The 19,663-nt window shown below is 67.3% G+C and carries 19 protein-coding genes and 1 pseudogene; 7 read left to right on the top strand and 13 right to left on the bottom strand.

Features of this window, described 5'->3' with window-relative positions; genetic code table 11:
• Positions 1-17: 17 nt before the first annotated feature.
• Positions 18-374, top strand: coding sequence for a GFA family protein (locus tag JLDANKMP_RS02165; protein WP_005412725.1), 357 nt, complete (start codon positions 18-20; stop codon positions 372-374).
• A 23-nt stretch (positions 375-397) separates the two neighbouring features.
• Positions 398-1,186, top strand: a complete 789-nt coding sequence (locus JLDANKMP_RS02160; protein ID WP_005412726.1) for a DUF4349 domain-containing protein — start codon at positions 398-400, stop codon at positions 1,184-1,186.
• 31 nt (positions 1,187-1,217) lie between these two features.
• Here the strand turns inward: JLDANKMP_RS02160 and JLDANKMP_RS02155 are convergent, their stop codons facing one another.
• Both JLDANKMP_RS02155 and JLDANKMP_RS02150 read right to left on the bottom strand, forming a co-directional pair.
• Positions 1,218-1,511, bottom strand: a complete 294-nt coding sequence (locus JLDANKMP_RS02155) for a hypothetical protein (protein WP_005408721.1) — start codon at positions 1,509-1,511, stop codon at positions 1,218-1,220.
• Positions 1,512-1,579: 68 nt separating this feature from the next.
• On the bottom strand, positions 1,580-2,524 hold the full coding sequence (locus JLDANKMP_RS02150) for a LysR substrate-binding domain-containing protein (protein WP_197596043.1): 945 nt from the start codon (positions 2,522-2,524) through the stop codon (positions 1,580-1,582).
• A 115-nt stretch (positions 2,525-2,639) separates the two neighbouring features.
• Between JLDANKMP_RS02150 and JLDANKMP_RS02145 the strand changes: the two genes are divergently transcribed.
• Together JLDANKMP_RS02145 and JLDANKMP_RS02140 are read left to right on the top strand one after the other, a co-directional pair.
• Positions 2,640-3,512, top strand: coding sequence for a DMT family transporter (locus tag JLDANKMP_RS02145; protein ID WP_099490393.1), 873 nt, complete (start codon positions 2,640-2,642; stop codon positions 3,510-3,512).
• A gap of 387 nt (positions 3,513-3,899) precedes the next feature.
• Positions 3,900-4,055 carry a hypothetical protein gene (locus JLDANKMP_RS02140; RefSeq protein ID WP_158488646.1) on the top strand — a complete coding sequence of 52 codons (156 nt, stop codon included), beginning with the start codon at positions 3,900-3,902 and terminating at the stop codon, positions 4,053-4,055.
• A 33-nt stretch (positions 4,056-4,088) separates the two neighbouring features.
• Here the strand turns inward: JLDANKMP_RS02140 and JLDANKMP_RS02135 are convergent, their stop codons facing one another.
• Complete coding sequence (locus JLDANKMP_RS02135; RefSeq protein ID WP_212560410.1) at positions 4,089-4,991, bottom strand: peptidylprolyl isomerase; 903 nt, start codon at positions 4,989-4,991, stop codon at positions 4,089-4,091.
• 136 nt (positions 4,992-5,127) lie between these two features.
• Between JLDANKMP_RS02135 and JLDANKMP_RS02130 the strand changes: the two genes are divergently transcribed.
• Positions 5,128-5,493: a PadR family transcriptional regulator gene (locus JLDANKMP_RS02130; protein ID WP_212560409.1), complete on the top strand. Its 366-nt coding sequence runs from the start codon at positions 5,128-5,130 to the stop codon at positions 5,491-5,493.
• A complete protein-coding gene (locus JLDANKMP_RS02125; RefSeq protein WP_212560408.1) occupies positions 5,490-6,479 on the top strand; it encodes a sensor domain-containing protein in 990 nt (329 codons plus the stop codon). Before JLDANKMP_RS02130 ends, JLDANKMP_RS02125 begins: the two co-directional genes overlap by 4 nt.
• A gap of 109 nt (positions 6,480-6,588) precedes the next feature.
• Here the strand turns inward: JLDANKMP_RS02125 and phaZ are convergent, their stop codons facing one another.
• Positions 6,589-7,896 (bottom strand): polyhydroxyalkanoate depolymerase, encoded by a 1,308-nt coding sequence (gene phaZ, locus JLDANKMP_RS02120; protein WP_212560407.1) that lies wholly within the window; start codon positions 7,894-7,896, stop codon positions 6,589-6,591.
• Between the two features lie 93 nt (positions 7,897-7,989).
• The gene (locus JLDANKMP_RS02115) at positions 7,990-8,580 is read right to left on the bottom strand and encodes a class I SAM-dependent methyltransferase (protein ID WP_005408729.1); all 591 of its coding nucleotides are present in this window, start codon (positions 8,578-8,580) and stop codon (positions 7,990-7,992) included.
• Positions 8,581-8,767: 187 nt separating this feature from the next.
• On the opposite strand from JLDANKMP_RS02115, the gene JLDANKMP_RS02110 reads away from it, so the two are divergent.
• Positions 8,768-9,223 carry a CopD family protein gene (locus tag JLDANKMP_RS02110; protein WP_005408730.1) on the top strand — a complete coding sequence of 152 codons (456 nt, stop codon included), beginning with the start codon at positions 8,768-8,770 and terminating at the stop codon, positions 9,221-9,223.
• Between the two features lie 173 nt (positions 9,224-9,396).
• Here JLDANKMP_RS02110 and JLDANKMP_RS02105 read toward each other — a convergent pair whose 3' ends face one another.
• The 8 genes and pseudogenes from JLDANKMP_RS02105 to lpxD form a co-directional block, all read right to left on the bottom strand.
• Positions 9,397-10,356: an acetyl-CoA carboxylase carboxyltransferase subunit alpha gene (locus tag JLDANKMP_RS02105; protein ID WP_005408731.1), complete on the bottom strand. Its 960-nt coding sequence runs from the start codon at positions 10,354-10,356 to the stop codon at positions 9,397-9,399.
• A 113-nt stretch (positions 10,357-10,469) separates the two neighbouring features.
• Positions 10,470-11,339 (bottom strand): hypothetical protein, encoded by an 870-nt coding sequence (locus JLDANKMP_RS02100; RefSeq protein WP_212560406.1) that lies wholly within the window; start codon positions 11,337-11,339, stop codon positions 10,470-10,472.
• Positions 11,340-11,395: 56 nt separating this feature from the next.
• Positions 11,396-14,986 carry a DNA polymerase III subunit alpha gene (gene dnaE, locus JLDANKMP_RS02095; protein ID WP_005412734.1) on the bottom strand — a complete coding sequence of 1,197 codons (3,591 nt, stop codon included), beginning with the start codon at positions 14,984-14,986 and terminating at the stop codon, positions 11,396-11,398.
• Between the two features lie 228 nt (positions 14,987-15,214).
• Positions 15,215-15,886, bottom strand: coding sequence for a ribonuclease HII (locus JLDANKMP_RS02090; RefSeq protein ID WP_005412735.1), 672 nt, complete (start codon positions 15,884-15,886; stop codon positions 15,215-15,217).
• Positions 15,883-17,046: pseudogene (lpxB, locus tag JLDANKMP_RS02085) on the bottom strand (lipid-A-disaccharide synthase); the annotation flags it as partial. The pseudogene lpxB and the gene JLDANKMP_RS02090, both read right to left, overlap by 4 nt.
• A gap of 92 nt (positions 17,047-17,138) precedes the next feature.
• Positions 17,139-17,930: an acyl-ACP--UDP-N-acetylglucosamine O-acyltransferase gene (lpxA, locus tag JLDANKMP_RS02080; protein WP_005412736.1), complete on the bottom strand. Its 792-nt coding sequence runs from the start codon at positions 17,928-17,930 to the stop codon at positions 17,139-17,141.
• Positions 17,931-17,946: 16 nt separating this feature from the next.
• The gene (gene fabZ / locus JLDANKMP_RS02075) at positions 17,947-18,405 is read right to left on the bottom strand and encodes a 3-hydroxyacyl-ACP dehydratase FabZ (RefSeq protein WP_005408737.1); all 459 of its coding nucleotides are present in this window, start codon (positions 18,403-18,405) and stop codon (positions 17,947-17,949) included.
• Positions 18,402-19,424: a UDP-3-O-(3-hydroxymyristoyl)glucosamine N-acyltransferase gene (gene lpxD, locus JLDANKMP_RS02070; RefSeq protein WP_212560404.1), complete on the bottom strand. Its 1,023-nt coding sequence runs from the start codon at positions 19,422-19,424 to the stop codon at positions 18,402-18,404. The genes fabZ and lpxD overlap by 4 nt, the downstream gene beginning before the upstream one ends.
• Positions 19,425-19,663: the final 239 nt, after the last annotated feature.

Below are 19,663 nucleotides of genomic sequence, written 5' to 3'. Positions count from 1 at the left end.
CCAAAGGAGCGCAGAACATGGAATACCAGGGAAGCTGCCATTGCGGCAGGATCGCATTCACCGTACAGGCCGGGGCGCCGATCAGCGACGTCATCGACTGCAACTGCTCGATGTGCCGCCGCCGTGGCAGCCTGCTGTGGTTCGCCCCGCGCGAAGCGTTCCAGCTGAGCACCGATCCGGCGGACGTGGCCACCTACCACTTCAACAAGGCCCACATCGACCATCACCATTGCCGCGAATGCGGCATTGCCCCCTACAGCGAGGCGGTGGATCCGCGCAGCGGTGTGCCGATGGTGGCGGTGAACGTGCGCTGCGTGCCTGCAGTGGATCTGGCCACGCTGGCGGTGACCTCCTACGACGGGGCCGCACTGTGAGGCCGGTGCGCGCGTGGACGTGCATGGCAGCAATGCCGGTGCTGCTGCTGGCGCTGGGCGCCTGCGCCAAGCAGGGCGACATGGCGGCGGATGCGGGCGCCACGGCGGCCGAGGCTGCCATCGCTTCACCGGAAGGCGCATTCCTCGCCTACGAACACGACGTGCAGGTGCAACTGGAAGCGGCGCAGATCGCACCGCGCATCCAGCAGGTGGCACAGGCCTGCCAGAGCGCGAAGTTCGGTGACTGCGCGGTGCTGCAGGTAGACCAGCGCAGTGGCGAGCAGCCCAGCGGCGAGGTCAAGGTGCGGATTGCACCGAAGGGCACCGAGCCGTTGATCGCGTTGGCCGGTGAGGGCGGCACGCTGCAGTCGCGCAACACGCGTGCCGAGGACCTCGCGCAGGCCGTGGCCGACACCGCGCTGACCAAGGCGCGGCTGGAAAAGGAACACGCGCGGCTGCTGGCCTACCAGGACCGCAAGGACCTGAAGATCGAGGACCTGATGGCGATCACCACGCGGCTGTCCGAGATCGAGGCGGGTGTCGAGCAGGCCAGCAAGGATGCCGCGCAGCAGCGCCGGCGCATCGATACCCAGCTGGTGACGATCCATTTCGATACCACGTCCGGCCAGCGCAGCCGCAGCGAGATCGGCGAGGCGCTGAGCGAGTCGGGCAGCATCCTCAGCACCAGCGTTGCGTTCCTGATCCGAGCCGTTGCCGCGCTGCTGCCGGTGGCGGTGCTGGCCTTGATCGCGGCCTGGGGTGTGCGGGCATGGTGGCGCCGCCGCCGTCGCAAGCTGCCGCCCAACCTCTGAGGTGGAGGCTGATGCCGGCAGCCCGCCGGCATCAGCCCTCGTCGGTCTCGTACTCGACGAACACATCCAGCTCCAGCGCCAGTTCCTGCACTGCGTCGCGCACCTTCTGCGCGGTGCTTTCATTGCCGACTTCCACTTCCAGCTCATGGATGCCCGGGCCGATGTCGTCGGACAGCCCGGCCGAGCTGGAATCGTCGTCGTCCATGTGCGGCATCAGATCGTCGGTTTCCTCGACATGCTCGATGCCCTCCAGGCCGAGCAGCAGGTCGCTGATGGCACGGGCGTCGTCTTCAGTTCCGGTGATGCGCAGTCGCAGCATGGCCATGGCGTAGGTACGTTGTGGAGTTGCCTGCAGCCTAGCCAGCGCCGGGCAAAGAACGGGTGAGGGTGCAGTCAGGCGCGTGTGGCCGGACGCCCGAGCAGGCTGTCCGGCAATGCGGGAATCGGTGTGCGTTCGTCCTGCGCCTGCTCCAGCAGCCAATCGATGAACAGGCGTGCGGCCGGGCTGGGCGGTTGTCCTTCGGCATGCACTACGTGATACGCATAGCGCGCCTTCAGCGCCGGGCCGGGCAGGCGCACCACCTCGTAGCGCTGCAGATAGGGCTGGGCGATGTGGGTGCGCGCCAGCACCGCGCCCATGCCATACACCGCTGCACGCATCGCATCGGTGCTGTCGGCGAAGGTGTGCATCGGCGGCAGCGGCGACGGTGGGCGTACACCCGCGTGGCGGAACCAGTCGCGCCAGCCCTGCGGCGACAGGTCGGTGAGCAGCGGCAGGTCGGCGATGCGCGCCGGATCGACCAGCGTTTCGACCCCGGCCAGTGCCGGTGAGGCGACCGGGAACAGGTAGTCATCCATCAGGTGCTGCGCACGCAGGCCGGGCCATTGGCCCAGGCCGTAGCGGATGCCCACTTCCGGGCCGTTGTCGTCATAGCGATCCAGCCCGCTGCCGGTATGCAGTTCGATGCGGATGTGCGGATAGGCCTGGGTGAAGCGTGGCAGCCGAGGCAGCAGCCAGCAGTAGGAGAGCGAGCGCAGCGTGGTGATACGCAACGGTACGCTGTCGGCATCCGGCTGCAGGTGATGGGCGACGGCCGCGACATCGGTGAAGGCAGCGCTGGCGGCGTCGGCCAGCTGCCGGCCCTCAGCGGTCAGGCGCACCCCGCGGGCGTGGCGCAGGAACAGGCGCACCTCGAGCACCTCTTCCAGGCGGCGCACGTGGTGGCTGACCGCGCTGGCGGTCAGGTGCAGCTCCTGCGCGGCCTGGGCGAAGTTCTGGTGGCGCGCGGCGACCGCGAACACGGCCAGTGCGGGTAGCAGGGAAGGGCGTAGCAGCATGTCGAGCCTCAAACCATATTTGTGGCTGGCAGCGATACTACGCGCTTGTGCGGCGGGCGTCTGCGCCTGATCCTATCCGCCTTGGCGAGGAATTGACGATGTACGGAGGCAAGGCATGAATGCGGTCCCACAGGCGGCCGAGCGCGATTGGCGCACGCCGCTGGAATTGACCCTGTTGGGCGCCATCTGGGGCTGCTCGTTCCTGTTCATGCGGGTGGCGGTGCCGTCGTTCGGCCCGTTCGCGCTGGTCGAGGTGCGACTGGTGCTGGGCGCGCTGGTGCTGCTGCCGTTTCTGTGGCGCGCCCGCGCGCAGTTCCCGCCGCGGCGCTGGCTGTGGCTGGCACCGATCGGCCTGATCAACTCGGCGTTGCCGTTCGTGCTGTTCGCCTATGCAGCGGAACAGGCGCCGGCGGCGATCGGCGCGATCTGCAATGCGATGACCGTGCTGTTCGCCGCGCTGATCGCCTTCCTGTTCTTCGGCGAGAAGATCGGCATGCGCCGCGCCGGTGCCTTGCTGGTTGGCTTCGCTGGCGTAGTGGTGCTGGCCACCGCCAAGGTTTCCGGCCTGAGCATCGGCACCGCGGTGCTGGCCGGTGCGGCGGCTTCGCTGCTGTACGGCCTGGGCGTGAACCTGGTGAAGCGGCACATGACCGGCCTGCCGTCGGCGGCAGCGGCGGCGGCAACGCTGTCGTGTGCCTCGCTGTGGATGCTGCCGATGGCGGTGAGCCACTGGCCGCAGGCGGCGATTCCGCTGAAGGCCTGGGGCGCGGCCGTCGCACTGGGCGTGGCCTGCACCGGGCTGGCGTTCCTGATGTTCTACCGCCTGATCGGCCGTATCGGCCCGTCACGGGCGTCGACGGTGACCTACCTGATTCCGCTGTTCGGCGCGGCGTTTGCGTGGTTGTTCCTGGGGGAGGCGGTGACGGTGCAGATGTTGATTGCGGGTGTGTTGATTCTGGGCAGCGTGGCGGTGAGCCAGAAGGGCTGAGGAATTGGCGTTTTGCGCGTTGCGCGTGCTGAAGGTGCTTCACTGTTCATGGGCGTTACTTTTCTTTGTACGCAAAGAAAAGTAACCAAAAGAAACGTTCCGCCGGCCGCGAGCCGGTGCTGCGCACCGGTGCCCTGCGCTCCTCGGCCCGTCGAGGGACGGCGCGGGAACTCGCTGCGCTCAGACACCCGCGCCTCTTCGCCCTCGCCGGACCTGCGATGCTCGGCTCGCTCAAGGCGGATCCAAGATCAAAGGCAGAAGCGGTCGCTTCGCTCGCCGGGCCCGGCCCGGCACTACCATGCATCGTCGTGCAGCTGTGGCTCTTGACCTTGGGTCCGCCTTGAGTGAGCCGAGCATCGCAGGGGAATCAGGGGCGAAGAGGTGCCGATGTCTGAGCGCAGCGAGTTCGGCACCGTCCCCCTGATTCACCGAGAAGCGCAGGGGACCGACGTGCGAAGCACGGCGGCTCGCGACCTGGCGGCGCGTTTCTTTTGGTTACTTTTCTTTTCGCGCGAAAAGAAAAGTGACGCCCATGAACAATGAAGCGCCTTCAGCACGCGTAACGTGCGGAAACCATCACCGCACCGGCACCGGAATATTGCAAAGATCGATATGCCCCGCCGGGCGCTTGTAGAAATCATCCACGCGATTGCGGCGTGCCTCCACCGTATCGGCGAAGGTCTTCGAATCGGTACGCAGCACCTGGATCGGCGTGCGGTCTGCGGCCGGCAGGTCGCTGGCACGGCGGATCGACATGATCGGCGTGCGCAGCTTCGGGTCGGTGTAGAAGCCCATCGGCGCCGGGCCGCGGGGCGTCGCGCTGAGCAGCTCCATGCCCTTCAGCACGCGGCCGACGAGGGTGATGTTGCGGTCCAGCTGGCGCGGCGACTGGCCGGTCACCACGTACAGTTCGGCGCCGATGCTGCTGTCTTCCTCGTTGCTGCGGCCGGCGCCGAGCATGCCGTAGCAGTGCGCCAGCCAGGCCTTGCCGGCCTGCGGGTCCTGGCCGATCGGGAAGCCATCGACGAAACCGGTCTGCGCAGCCCAGCCATCGCGGTCCGGCAGCACGCTGACCTTCAGGCCGGCGCTGGCGCGTTCGAACTCGGCCGGCAGCTTGCGCGCGGCGCTGCCGAACGGCTTGGCCTTGGCTGCGTCATCGGCGTCTGCATCGCCGAACTGCACCACGAAGTTGTCCTGTGAGCGGTAGATGCTGGTGCCGTCCCAGAAGTGCTCATGGGCGAAGGTCTGGATGTTGGCGACATGGCGCGGGGCGAACTGCGGCGCCAGCTCGATGATCACCCGTCCAGCCGGCAGGTCCATGTACAGCAGGTTGGCCGGGTCCGGGGTACGCCAGTCGCTGGCCGCGGAGGCATCAAGGATCTGCTGCGGGCTGCGGTAGGGCGTTGCCGCGCTGGCCAGCGAGGGCAGCAGGCAGGCCAGGGCGAGGGCGGTCAGGGCAAGGCGACGACGGTGCGGCATGGGAACCCCGGAACATGAACGAGGCCTCGATTCTGCGCGAGCGGCCCGGCCACGCCAACCGGCACGATGACTAACGACACATTCGCTATACCGGACTTCGCACTACTGTGGACTTCAACGTAGTGGAGGGCCGGTCATGTCCGAGGACGATGTCCAGCTGAAGAAGTTCCAGAAGGAGCTCAGCGCCGGAACGGTGTCGCTGGCCCTGCTGGCGGTGCTGGCCCGGGCCGGGGAGCCGCTGTACGGCTACCTCATTGCCAAGGAGCTGGAACGGGTGGGCGAGGGCGTGCTGAGCGGCAAGCAGAGCGCGCTGTACCCGGTGCTGCGCAACTTGGAGGGCGCCGGCCTGCTGGAAAGCCACGTGGAGCCGTCCCGCAGCGGGCCACCGCGGCGCTACTACCGCATCAACGAACGTGGCCGCGAGGTGCTGGCGCAATGGCGCCAGGCCTGGCAGGCCACCCGCGATTCCGTCGATTCCGTGTTGGAGGGGGTACCGCAATGAACGACCCGAGCCTGGCAGGCCGAGCCCTGCCCACGACCATCCCGCAGTACCTGGCGCAGCTGCGTGTGGCGCTGGAAGGTGCCGACCCGGCGATGGTGCAGGACGCCCTGTACGACGCCGAGGAATACCTGCGCTCGGAGCTGGCGGCGCAGCCCGGCCGCAGCGAGGCCGAGGTGATCGCCGACGTCGCTGGCAGCTATGGCGCCCCGGACGAAGTGGCCGAGATCTATCGCGAGACCGAAGTGGCGGTGAACCGCGCGCTGCGTACGCCACGTGCAGATACCGCGCCGGTGCTGCGCGCGGCGGCGGAAGCCAGTGGCGTCGAGCCGGCCGCACCGCCGCCGGCGCCGGTGCAGCGTTCGCTGCTGGCGCGCTTCTTCGGTGTGGTGACCGATCCGCACACCTACGGTGCGCTGTTCTACATGCTGCTGTCGCTGGCCACCGGCATCTTCTTCTTCACCTGGGTGGTGACCGGCCTGTCGCTGTCGCTGGGCCTGCTGATCCTGATCGTGGGCATTCCGCTGACCGTGCTGTTCTTCGGCTCGGTGCGCGGGCTGGCGCTGCTGGAAGGGCGGCTGGTGGAAGCGCTGCTGGGAGAACGCATGCCGCGCCGTCCGCGTTACACCGATCGCAGCCGCACCTGGCTGCAGCGCATCGGCGACATGTTCACCGATGGCCGCACCTGGCTGACCCTGCTGTACTTCGTGCTGATGCTGCCGCTGGGCGTCATCTACTTCACCCTCGCGGTGACGCTGCTGTCGTTGTCGCTGAGCCTGATCTGGGCGCCGGTCGCGGCGATCTTCAGTGGCGACATTCCGGGCGTGTACGTCGATGGCGTGAATGTACTGCCGATGGCTGCATCGCCGCTGGTGGCGATCACGGTTGCTGCGGCGGGCGCGCTGCTGCTGCTGCTGACGATGCATCTGGCACGCGGCATCGGCAAGCTGCACGGGCTGATCGCCAAGAACCTGCTGGTGCGGTTGTAACAGGCCAGGGGTCGGATCCCTGTTCGCAGAACAGGGCTCTGACCCCGGATCCCATCATGCTGGGGTCAGAGCCCTTTCCGTTGCAAAGGGATCCGACCCCTGCCGGGAATCAGCCCGCCTTTCGCCGCAACGGGGTGACGTTGCTCTTCTTCTTCGTGGCCTTCGCCGCCGGTGCTTCGGCATGCGCGGCGAAGAAGTTGCGCACCTTCGGGTACACCACTTCGCGCCAGCGACGGCCGCTGAAGATGCCGTAGTGGCCGGCACCTTCGACGATGAAATGCTCACGGCGGTCCGCAGTGATGCCGGTGCACAGCGCCTGTGCGGCTTCGGTCTGGCCGAGGCCGGCGATATCGTCCAGCTCGCCCTCGATGCTCAGCAGCGCGGTATCGCGGATCGCCGACGGATCGACCTTCTCGCCGTTGACCACCCACTCACCACGCGGCAGCAGGAAGTCCTGGAACACCACGCGGATCGTATCCAGGTAGTACCTGGCCGGCATGTCCAGCACCGCGTTGTACTCGTCGTAGAAACGACGGTGCGCGTCGGCGTCTTCCAGGTCGCCCTTGACCAGGTCGGTATAGAAATCCCAGTGCGAACTGAAGTGGCGGCTCGGGTTCATCGACAGGAAGCCGGCGTGCTGCAGGAAGCCCGGGTACACGCGGCGACCGGCGCCGGGATAGCTGGCCGGCACGGTGTGGATGACGTTGTTCTCGAACCACGACAGCGGGTTCTGCGTGGCCAGGTTGTTCACTGCGGTCGGGCTGCATCGCGCATCGATCGGGCCACCCATCATCACCAGCGTGCGCGGCGTCGGTTCGCCACGGCTGGCCATCAGCGAAACCGCGGCCAGCACCGGTACGGTCGGCTGGCACACGCTCACCACGTGCAGGCGCTCCACGCCGAGGTGGCGGATGAATTCCTGGATGTAGGCGATGTAGTCGTCCAGGCCGAATTCGCCTTCGCTGGCCGGCACCATGCGCGCGTCCACCCAGTCGGTGACGTACACGCGGTGGTCGCGCAGCAGCGTGCGCACGGTATCGCGCAGCAGCGTGGCATGGTGGCCTGACAGCGGCGCAACGACCAGCACGAACGGCTGGTTGAGCATCGTGTGCAGCTGGTCGGCTTCATTGCTGTGGCGCTTGAAGCGCAGCAGCTTGCAGAACGGCTTGCTTACTTCTTCGTGCACGACGATCGGCACGCGTTCGCCATCGACGTCGATTTCGTTGATGCCCCACTCGGGCTTCTCGTAATCCTTGCCGATGCGGTGGAAGAGTTCATTGACCGCCGCCAGGCGATCAGCGCCGGGCATCTGCGACCACCAGTGGCCCTGGTTGGCGAAGAACCTGGCGTTTGCCTGGGCCTGGTGCACCCAGGGGGCGAGCAGGTTGCGGGTCAGTTCGTGCAGTTGATAGAGCATGACGACCGAATATGTATGGTCATATGTTGCCGCGCAGCATATCCCATCCGGGTGTCCCGCAGGTTAAGTCGGCTGAAAATAATGAATCTGGATTCACATCCGTTCCAGCGCCGCCGCATCGCCTGCCAGGGCGGGGCCGAGCCAGCAGTGCGACCCCACCGGCTGCAGGCCATGCCGGGCCAGCGTGCGGCGGTACCAACGCGCTGGGCGCGCCTGGAAGCCGTCGTGGTCGCCTTCGAACGCGTCCTCGGCGGCGAAGGTCTCCAGGAAGGCCACGCCGCCCGTCAGCTCTGCCACGCCGGCCAGTCCGGCGCGCAGCTCGCGGTCGGGCACGTAGTGCATCACGTCCGAGCAGACCAGCAGGTCGACCGGGGCACAGGGCCGCAGCCAGGCGAAATCGCCGAAGCGGGCCATGTGCAGGTTGCGGGTCCTGCCGTAGCGGCGCACAGCGTACTCGCTGCTGTCGAAGCCGAGGTATTCGACCTTCGGACGCAGCTTCAGCAGCGGTGCGCGCCAGGCGCCTTCGCCGCAGCCGATGTCCAGCACGCTGCGGATCGGTCGTTCCAGGTAGTACTCGGCACTGGCCACGGCCAGGGCGACCTTTCGCGCCAGGCGGGCGCTGCCGCCGATGTCGGCACGGCGGTACCAGCGTTGGAAATAGGCGGCGTCGTAGGTCTTGTCCATGGGGCGGTGCGTGATCGGGGAAAACGGCGCCTATCGTACGGTGTTGCGCCCCCGGGTGTGGCGGACCTGCAGTAGAGCCACGCCATGGGTGGCTGCCATGCTGCGGCGATTGGACGCGGCAGCCACCCATGGGGTGGCTCTACTGCGACAATAGGTACCCATCTACGCCAGCCGCCGGAGCGAGCGCATGCAGAGCTACTACTGGGTCAAGACCTTCCACATCGTGTTCGTGGTGGCGTGGATGGCCACGGTGTTCTACCTGCCGCGCATCCTGGTGAACCTGGCCGAGACTGCGGGCCAGCCGGCGGTGACCGAGCGCCTGCAGCTGATGGGCCTGCGCCTGTACCGCTTCGGCCACTCGATGTTCGGCCTGGCGTTCCTGCTGGGCCTGGTGCTGTGGCTGGGCTACAAGGTGATTCCCGATTTCCCGACCATGGTCGCGCCTGGCGGCGCCGGCTGGCTGCATGCCAAGCTGGGGCTGGTGGTGCTGCTGCTGGTGTACTTCGGCTGGATCGGCCGCCTGCTCAAGGGCGTGGCCAAGGGCAGGGCGCTGCCGTCGTCGCGCGCGCTGCGCTGGATCAACGAGATCCCGCTGCTGGCCTTCATTCCGATCGTGTGGCTGGTGCTGGCCAAGCCGTTCTGAGGCGGGGGCATCTGCACCCGGTAGATCCACGCCATGCGTGGATGCCGTCAGGGCGCAAACGAAAGCGCCGGGCATTTGCCCGGCGCTTTCGTTTCTGCAATCACCTGCGTGTTGCCGGCCAGCGGCCGGCACTACCAGGCCTACCTGCATGCCGGCCAGCGGCCGGCACTACGTCAGGCTGCTTCGTACGTGCCGTAGCTGCGCAGGCGCGCGTAGCGCTGTTCCAGCAGCTGTTCGGTGGACAGCTTGTCCAGCGCATCCAGCTCGTTCAGCAGCACCGCCTTCAGGCGCTTGGCCATCTGCGTCGGGTTGCGGTGGGCGCCGCCGGTGGGCTCGCGCACGACCTTGTCGACCAGGCCCAGGCTCTTCAGGCGCGGGGCGGTCAGGCCCAGCTGTTCGGCCGCGTCCTTGGCCTTGCCGGCGTCCTTCCACAGGATCGAGGCGCAGCCTTCCGGGGTGATGGTCGAGTACACCGCGTATTCCAGCATCACGGTGCGGTCGCCCACGCCCAGCGCCAGCGCGCCGCCTGAGCCGCCTTCACCGATCACGGTGCAGATGATCGGCACCTTCAGTTCGGCCATCTCGATCAGGTTGCGCGCGATCGCTTCGGACTGGCCGCGCGATTCGGCATCGATGCCCGGCCAGGCGCCAGCGGTGTCGATCAGGGTCAGCACCGGCAGGCCGAAGCGCTCGGCCATCTTCATCAGGCGCAGGGCCTTGCGGTACCCCTCCGGCTTGGGCATGCCGAAGTTGCGCTTGATCTTCTCCTTGGTGTCACGGCCCTTCTGGTGGCCGATCACCATCACTGCACGGCCGTTGATGCGGGCCAGGCCACCCATGATCGCCTTGTCGTCGGCGAAGGCACGGTCGCCGGCCAGCTCCTGGAACTCATCGAACATGACGCGGAGGTAGTCGGCGGTGTACGGGCGCGACGGATGACGGGCCAGCTGCAGCACCTGCCACGAGGTCAGGTTGCGGAAGATCTGCGCGGTGCGCATGCGCAGCTTGTCCTGCAGCGCGTGCACTTCCGCCTCGACATTGACCGCCGGCCCGGCACTGGCGTTGCGCAGTTCCTGGATCTTGGCTTCCAGGTCGGCGATGGGTTGCTCGAAGTCGAGGTAGTTCGGATTCATCGGAAGCCGTCGTGTAAAGAAGAGGGGAATTCTAGCCGAATGCGCGCAAACCACCCGTACGCCTTCGTCTGGAAGGCGACGGTAGCGCAGCCGGGCGGGGCGCGCCAGTCAGCTCAGGGCACCACCAGGGCGCTGCGGCCCATCAGCTGGCTGCGCTGGGAAACGAAGTCGTTGTAGGCCTCGTTGGCGTCACGGCCCAGCCCGCTGCCCAGCGTGGCGGTGGCCGAGGTGAAGGCCATCTGCGCGGCGAAGTCCTGCTTGCGCAGGGCCTTCTGTTCATCGGCGGTGGTAGCCTTCAGCCAGCGCGAATAGACCTCGCGCAGCGGCGCGGCGTGGGCCTCGAAGGCCGGCACCAGCGCCGGCAGGCTGGCCGGGGCCGGTTCCAGGCTGAACGCCGGGGCCACGTAGCCGGCCGGCTGCTCGCGCTTGAACGCGCCGGGCTCGCCCATGCCTTCTTCCACGTATGCGATGAAGTCTGGCGCGGTGAACACCTTGGCCACGATCTGGCCACCGCTGGCGTCGACGTGGGCCACCACCTTTTCCTTCGGGAAGGGTTCGCGCACGCCGTAGGTCCAGGTCTTGTCGATGAACAGGTCGTGGCTCTTTTCGAACGGGCCTTCGAAGTCGACCCCGCCAAGTTCGATGCCGGCCTTGCCGGTGCCGAAGTTCTTCAGCTTGCTCTCGTCGGTGACATAGACCTCGCGGGCGATCACGTACTCGCTCAGGGTCGGGTTGATCAGGCCGCCACGGCCATCGACGTAGACGATGAAGCGCACGTCGCCCAGCTTGTCGGTGTGCAGGCGGTGCTCACCGACAGCGAGCGAGATCGGGCGCGAGCCCTGTGCGGCCACCGGCAGGTCCTTGCCATCGATGCTCAGGGCCAGCGGCGCATCGGTCGGGTTGTCGATCTGGAACTCGACCTTCGATGGCGAGCAGGCGGCCAGGGCCAGCGCGGCGGCGAACGGGAACAGCAGGGTCTTCATTGGCAATCGTCCTTGATGACTGGAACGGGAAAAACAGGAATACGGAGGAGCCGACCTCAGCTGGCCCACGGTGGGCTGTAGCGCACTTTCAGCGTGCGCACGGCGGGGTCGGCGCGCAGCGCCTCCATCAACTTGGAATCGATGCGCACCGCGCTCTGCCCGGAAACATCGAGCATGCCGGCGACGCCGCCGTGCGGGCCCTTCAGCAGCAGGTCCAGGCGCAGCGGCGTGCGCCCCGGGCGATGGCGGTCCAGCAGCGCATTGACGCGCTCCCAGACCGGGCGCTGCTGGCGCAGGTCCAGGCGCAGCGACAGCCGCGTGGCGTAGTTGGCGCAGACTTCGTCGAAGTCCCAGCACTGGCGGATGCGCAATGCGTAGCCGCCGTTGAACTCGTCCTCGCGCAGGCCGCCCTTGACCACCAGGATGCGGTCCTTGGTCATCAGGTGCCCGAACTCGGCCATCGCGTCGGAGAAGGCGCTGCACTCGACGCGGCCGCGGCCATCTTCCAGCTGGATGAAGATCTGGCTCTCGCCCTTGCGACGCACACCGACCACCTGGCCGGCCAGCACGGTCTGTACTTCCGGGCGCCAGCGCTTTTCGCCGCCGCCGCCACCACCGCTGTTGGCGCTCCAGATCTTCTCCACCGAACCCAGGTCGTTGCCGACCAGATCGCGTACATCGTCGCGCCATGGATCGAACGGGTGGCCACTGAGATAGAAGCCCAGTGTGTCGCGCTCGCCGTTGAGGCGCTGCAGCAGCGGCCATTCTTCGGCTTCGGGCAGGTCCAGCTGGATCGTGGTCGCGCTCGGGTCCGGGCCACCGAACAGCGAGTTCTGTCCCGAAGCGCGCTCGCGGGCCATCTGGTCGGTAGCCTTGATCACCTCCGGCAGCTGCAGCATCAGCGAGGCACGGTTGCGGCCAAGCTCGTCCAACGCACCACAGTTGATCATCGCTTCCAGCGTGCGCCGGTTGAGCTTGGCCGAGCCGACGCGGGTGCAGAAGTCGAGCAGGTCCTTGAACGGGCCGCCCTTCAGCCGCTCCTCGACCACCGCCTCGCAGGCACCCTGGCCGACGCCCTTGATCGCACCGAGGCCGTACTGGATGGTGTCCGGGGTCACCGCTTCGAACATGAAGGCCGACTGGTTCACCTTGGGCGGCAGCACGGTCAGGCCGAGGTTGCGCACCTCGTCGAGGAAGCCGACCACCTTGTCGGTGTTGTCCAGATCGGACGACAGCGTGGCCGCCATGAACTCGGCCGGGTAATGGCGTTTCAGCCATGCGGTCTGGTAACTGACCAGTGCGTAGGCGGCGGCGTGCGACTTGTTGAAGCCGTAGCCGGCGAACTTCTCCATCAGGTCGAAGATCGCGTCGGCCTTGGCTTCGTCCACGCCGTCCTTGGCCGCACCTTCGCGGAAGATCTCGCGGTGCTTGGCCATTTCTGCCGGCACCTTCTTGCCCATCGCACGGCGCAGCAGGTCGGCGCCGCCCAGCGAGTAGCCGCCGACGATCTGCGCCATCTGCATCACCTGCTCCTGGTACACCATGATGCCGTAGGTGTCCTTCAGGATGGCTTCGGTGCGCGGATCGGGATAGATGATTTCTTCCTGGCCGTGCTTACGCGCATTGAAGGAGGGAATCAGGTCCATCGGGCCGGGGCGGTACAGCGACACCAGCGCGATCAGGTCTTCGAAACGGTCGGGGCGCGCGTCCTTCAGCAGGCGGCGCATGCCCGAGGATTCGAACTGGAACACTGCGCCCGTATTGCCGTTGGCGAAGATGTCCTTGTAGGTGGGCGTGTCGTCCAGCGGAATCGCGGCGATGTCCACCGGCGGGATGCCGGCGCGCTCATGGCGCTTGTTGATCGCCTTCACCGCCCAGTCGATGATGGTCAGCGTGCGCAGGCCGAGGAAGTCGAACTTCACCAGGCCCACTTCTTCCACGTCGTTCTTGTCGAACTGGGTGACCGGGTTCTTGCCGAGGCCGTTCTCGTCGTGTTCGGCGTACAGCGGGCAGAACTCGCTCAGCGGCTCGGGCCCGATCACCACGCCACCAGCGTGCTTGCCGGCGTTGCGGGTCAGGTCTTCCAGCTGCAGCGCCAGGTCGATCAGGTCGCGGACATCGTCCTCGGTCTCGTAGCGCTGGATCAGTTCCGGCGACGCCATTTCCGAGCTGGGGCCTTCCTTGCCCTTGCCCAGTGCATCCTTCAGGTGGATGCCGAGGATGTTCGGGATCAGCTTGGAAACACCGTCGACCAGGCCGTACGGGAAGCCGAGCACGCGGCCGGAGTCGCGCACCACCGCCTTGGCGGCCATGGTGCCGTAGGTGATGATCTGGCTGACGCGCTCGCGCCCGTACTTGCGCGCGACGTAGTCGATCACCTCGTCGCGGCGGTCCATGCAGAAGTCGATGTCGAAGTCGGGCATCGACACGCGTTCCGGGTTCAGGAAGCGCTCGAACAGCAGGTTGTACGGCAGTGGGTCCAGATCGGTGATCTTCAGCGCCCACGCCACCAGCGAACCGGCACCCGAACCACGGCCCGGGCCGATCGGGATGCCCTGGTTCTTGCCCCACTGGATGAAGTCGGCCACGATCAGGAAGTAGCCGGGGAAACCCATCTTGATGATGGTGTTGAGCTCGAACTCCAGGCGCTCGAAATAATCTTCGCGGGTCTTGCCCGGCGCCAGCGGATTCTTCTCCAGGCGCTCTTCCAGGCCGTCGCGCGACATCTTCTGGATCCAGGTGTCCAGGGTCTCGTCGTCGGGCACCGGGTAATTGGGCAGGAAGTAGGTGCCCAGCCGCATCTCGATGTTGCAGCGCTCGGCCAGCGCCAGCGTGTTATCGATGGCATCGGGAATGTCGGCGAACAGCGCACACATCTCTTCGGCCGATTTCAGGTACTGCTGGTCGCTGTACTCGCGCGGGCGCTTGGGGTCGTCCAGCACGCGGCCGGTGGAAATGCACACGCGCGCTTCGTGCGCGCTGAAATCGGTGGGCGCCAGGAAGCGCACATCATTGCTGGCCACCACCGGCAGGCCACGCTGGCCGGCGGCCATCAGCGCGAACTGGTTGAAGGTTTCCTCGCCCTCGCGGCCGGTGCGGGTCAGCTCCAGGTGCAGGCCATCGCCGAACACGCGCTGCCAATCGGCCAGCTGCTGCTCGGCCAGTTCATGCTTGCCGTCCAGCGCCAGGCGCCCGGCCAGGCTCTGCCGGCCGGCCAGCGCGAACAGGTTGGCGTTGCCGGCCTTCAGCCAGTCCGGATGGATGGCCACGCCGCCTTCGGGGCGATGGCCTTCCATCCACGCGCGGGTCAGCAGCCGCGACAGGCTCAGGTAGCCCTCGCGGTCGCGGCACAGCAGGGTCATCCGCCACGGATCCTGCCCTTCCTCGGCGATCAGCACGTCGGCGCCGGCGATAGGCTTGATGCCCACGCCTTCGGCCGCCTTGTAGAACTTGACCAGGGCGAACAGGTTGTTGAGGTCGGTCACCGCCAGCGCGGGCAGGCCGAGTTCGACCGAGCGTGACAGCAGGTTGGCCTGCTTGGCCTTCTTCGGGTCCGCCTGGTCCGGCTTGGCCGGCACACGGATGGTGGAGTCCGCCAGCGAGAACTCGGTGTGGACGTGGAGATGTACGAAGCGGGAGTTGGACATGCCGGACCAGGTTGGAGCGCGCGGGCCCCGGGTGCTGACGGGGGAATCGTCGCCGGGGTCGGGAAGCGCTGGAGTGCCCGGTCAGGGTAGCGAGGGCTGGAGGGCGCGACAAGCTCTTGACGGCATGCGATATCGCATCCGCGCTATCGCTCCCCACGGTTCGCTGGCAAACCGCGGGCCCCGCCTGACCCTGCTTTCGCAGCCGGGTGCAGCGACCGTTCAGGCGACTCAGGCGATTGCGATGTCTGCTGTCACAGCTGCCGGGTTTTCCAGGCACTCGCGCACCGGGGCGAAGCTGCGCCGGTGCTCCATGCAGGGGCCGTGCTCGCGCAGGGCGGCCAGATGGGCCGGGGTGCCGTAGCCCTTGTGCTGCTCGAAGCCGTATTGCGGGTGGCGGGCATGCACGTCCTGCATGTAGCGGTCGCGCGAGACCTTGGCCAGGATCGAGGCGGCCATGATCGCGCGGTCGATGCCATCACCGCCGACCAGCGCCTGCGCCGGCAGTACCAGGCCCTTGGGCACCACGTTGCCGTCGATGCGGGCGAAGCCGGCCACGTGGGCGACCGCTGCAACGACGTCACGCATGCCCTGCAGGGTGGCCTGGTAGATGTTCAGGCGGTCGATGGTGTCCACGTCCACGAGCACCACGTGCCAGGCCAGGGCACGTTCGATGATGCGGTCATGCAGTTGCTCGCGGCGGGCTGCGGTGAGTTGCTTGGAATCGTCCAGGCCGTTGATGCGTGGCCGTGCCGGGTCGAACACCACCGCCGCCACCGCGACCGGTCCGGCCAGCGGACCGCGGCCGGCTTCGTCGACGCCGGCGACCAGACGCTCCGGCTCGACCACGGCAGCACCGTCGAACAGGGCCAGGCTGGCCGCTGCGGCATGGCGGCGGCTCATGCCTGGGCCTGGTCGCGCATCAACAGCTCGCCCACAGCGTCGGCCGCGCGGGCCGAGGCATTGCGGCGCAGTCGTTGATGCAGGCGGGCATAGGTGTCCTGCAGGTCGGTCACCCGCTGCGGGTGGTCGAACCATTGCTGGATGGCCGCCGCCAGCTTGTCCGGCGTGCAGTCGTGCTGCATCAGTTCCGGTGCCAGGTCCTGGCCCGCCAGGATGTTGGGCAGGGCAAAGCGGTCGACCTTGATCAGGCCCAGCGCCTTGACCAGGCGGTAGGTCAGCTCGTTGACGCGGTAACCGACCACCATCGGCCGCTTGACCAGCATCGCCTCCAGCGTCGCGGTGCCCGAGGCCAGCACCACCACATCGGCGGCGATCATGGCGTTGCGCGCCTCACCGTCGAGTACATGCGAGAAGGCTACCGGCAGCGCCGAGCGTGACAGCTGTTCTTCGATCAGGCGCTTGCAGGCCGGGTTGGCGGCAGGCACTACCACGTGCAGGCCGGGGATGCGCTCGGAGACCTGCCAGGCGGCCTCGAAGAACGGTTCACCGAGGCGCGAGATTTCGCCCAGGCGGCTGCCTGGCAGCACCGCCAGCACCTTGGCCGAGGTCGGCAGCCCAAGCGCGGCGCGCGCTTCCTCACGGTTGCCCTGCAGGGGGATGTCATCGGCCATCGGATGGCCAACGAAGCGCGCGTCGATGCCGTGCCTGGCATAGATCGGGGGTTCCATCGGGAACAGGCACAGCACCAGGTCGGCGCTGCTGCCGATCTTCTCGGCGCGCTTCTCGCGCCAGGCCCAGACCGAGGGGCTGACGTAGTGCACGGTGCGCACGCCGCGGTGCTTCAGCCAGCGTTCGATGCCCAGGTTGAAGTCGGGCGCGTCGATGCCGATGAACACGTCCGGCTGCCATTCCAGTGCACGCTGGCGGAACGCGGAACGCAGTTTCAGCAGGCGTGGCAGGTGGCGCAGCACTTCGGTCAGGCCCATCACCGCCAGCTCGCTGGCATCGTGCCAGGTCAGGCAGCCGGCGCTGCGCATGGCATCGCCACCGATGCCGGCGAATTCGGCATTCGGAAAGCGTGCCTTCAGCTCGCGCACCAGGCCCGCACCCAGCAGGTCACCGGAGGCCTCACCGGCCACCAGAGCGATCCGCAACGGGCGCTCGCTGAGCACCCGCTGCGCGGGGACGCTGCCGGCCATCGAGGCCAGCGGAATCACGGCGGCGCCGGCCGGCGCCTGGCCGGTCGTGCTGCTCATCGCAGCAAGGGCCTCTCAGCGTGCTCGATGAAGTCCAGCATGGCCTTCACGTCATCGCTGTCGCGTGCCTGTTCGGTCAGCTGCACCTTGGCTTCGGCCAGCGGCAGGCCCGCCACGTACAGGGTGCGGTAGGCGCGCTTGATGGCGGAGATGCGCTCGGCGTCGAAGCCACGACGCTTCAGCCCTTCGCTGTTGATGCCGCGCGGGCGGCCCAGCGAATCGGTGCCGACCATGGTGAACGGCGGAACGTCGCCGTTGGTCAGCGCGCCCATGCCGAGGAAGGCGTGGGCACCGATGCGGCAGAACTGGTGGGCACCGGCGAAGCCGCTGATGATCACGTAGTCGCCCACGGTCACGTGGCCGGCCAGGGTGGTGTTGTTGGAGAACACGCAGAAGTTGCCGACATGGCAGTCGTGCGCCACGTGCGTGTAGGCCAGCATCCAGTTGTCGTTGCCGATCGTGGTGATGCCGCCGCCGCCGCCGGTGCCACGGTTCAGGGTGACGAACTCGCGGAACACGTTGCGGTCGCCGATCACCAGTTCGGTGCGCTCGCCGGCAAACTTCTTGTCCTGCGGCTCGCCACCGATCGCGGCGTGGCCGATGAAGCGGTTGTCACGGCCGATCCTGGTCGGGCCGTGGATGCTGCAATGGGGGCCGACCACTGTGCCGGCGCCGATTTCCACATCGGCACCGATCAGGGTGAACGCGCCGACCTGGACGTCGTCGGCCAGGCGCGCGGCCGGATCGATGACGGCAGTCGGGTGGATCCGTGGTGCGTTGTCAGTCATTGCTGCCTCCCGTGGATCAGCCCTTGGCACCGGCGCACATGACCTCGGCCGAGGCAACGACTTCACCGTTGACCTTGGCCTCGCCGTAGTACCAGCCCATGTTGCGGATCAGGCGCTTCATCTGCACATCCAGCATCAGCACGTCGCCGGGCACGACCTGCTTGTTGAAGCGGGCGTTTTCCACCTTGACCATGTAGAACAGCTTGGACTGCGCATCGCGGCCAAGCGTCAGCTGGGTCATCACGCCACCGGCCTGGGCCAGCGCTTCGATGATCAGCACGCCGGGCATGATCGGGCGGCCCGGGAAGTGACCCTGGAAGAACGGCTCGTTGATGCTGACGTTCTTCTGCGCCAGGATGCGCTTGGCGTCGATGTCGAGCTCAAGCACCCGGTCCACCAGCAGGAACGGGTAGCGGTGCGGGAGCAGTTCCTGGATCTGGCAGACGTCGATCGGAAGCTGCAGCGTGTCGTTCATTCTTTCTCCTTGCCAGCAGCCAGGACGCGGCGAGCCAATGCGTCCAGCTGCTTGAAGCGCGCGGCGTTCTTGCGCCACGTGCGGTTGTCGGTCAACGGGGTGCCGGACGAGTACTCGCCCGGCTCATGGATGGAATTGCGGACCACCGACTTGCCGGTGATCACGACCTTGTCGCAGATCTCGAGGTGGCCGACCACGCCGACGTGGCCACCGAGCAGGCAGTAGCGGCCGATCCTGGCGCTGCCGGCGATGCCGGTGCAGCCGGCGATGGCCGAGTGCGCGCCGATCTGCACGTTGTGCGCGATCTGTACCAGGTTGTCCAGGCGCACGTCTTCGTCCAGCACGGTGTCTTCCAGTGCACCACGGTCGACGCAGGTGTTGGCGCCGATTTCGCAATCGTCGCCGATGCGCACGCCGCCGAGCTGCGGCACCTTGATCCACTTGCCGGCGTCCATCGCCAGGCCGAAGCCATCGGCACCGAGCACGGCACCGGGGTGCACGCGCACGCGCTTGCCGAGCTTGACCCGGGTGACCAGGGTGACCCGGGCGATCAGTTCGCAGCCGCTGTCCAGGCTGCAGTCTTCGCCGATCACGCTGCCGGTGCCGATGATGCAGTTCTCGCCGACCACGCTGCACGCGCCGATGGAGACGAAGGGACCGATGTGGGCGCTGGCGGCGACCTGGGCGCTGGGATCGATGACGGCGCTGGGGTGGATGCCCGGTGGGCGCGTGGGCGCGATGTCGAACAGCGCGGCGATCTTGGCGAAGGTGGTGTACGGATCCTTGGCCACGAGCGCGGCGCCGGGGGCGGCCTCGGCGTCGTCGGCGCGCAGCACGACCAGCGAGGCCTGGCTGTCGGCCAGCTGGGCGCGGTAGCGTGGATTGGCGAGGAAGGTCAGCTGGCCAGGACCGGCATGGGCGAGGGTGGCCACGCCATGGATGGCGGTGGCGGGGTCGCCATGGACCTGCAGGCCGAACTGCTCGGCGAGTTGCTGGGCGGTGTAGGTGGGAGTATTCACGGCGGGAGTTTAACGTGTGACGCCATTGCGGTCATGCGGGGTCAAAAGCGGCGCCTGCCTGATGTCCCGGGGTGATGGCGCAGGGGGCTGCCCAGGACACGCCGTAGACCCATCCCTGGGGGCTCGATGGCGCCATCCATGGCGCCAACGGTCCTGGTCAGCCCCCTGCGCCATCACCAGATGATTTCACGCGAGCGCGGGAAGTAACGGTGGTGAGCAAGTAAAACGAAAACGCCGGG

Origin of the sequence: Stenotrophomonas sp. PE591, from assembly GCF_018320795.1 — a bacterium.
GTDB lineage: Bacteria > Pseudomonadota > Gammaproteobacteria > Xanthomonadales > Xanthomonadaceae > Stenotrophomonas > Stenotrophomonas maltophilia.
This window is presented reverse-complemented; position numbering and strand designations above follow the sequence as displayed.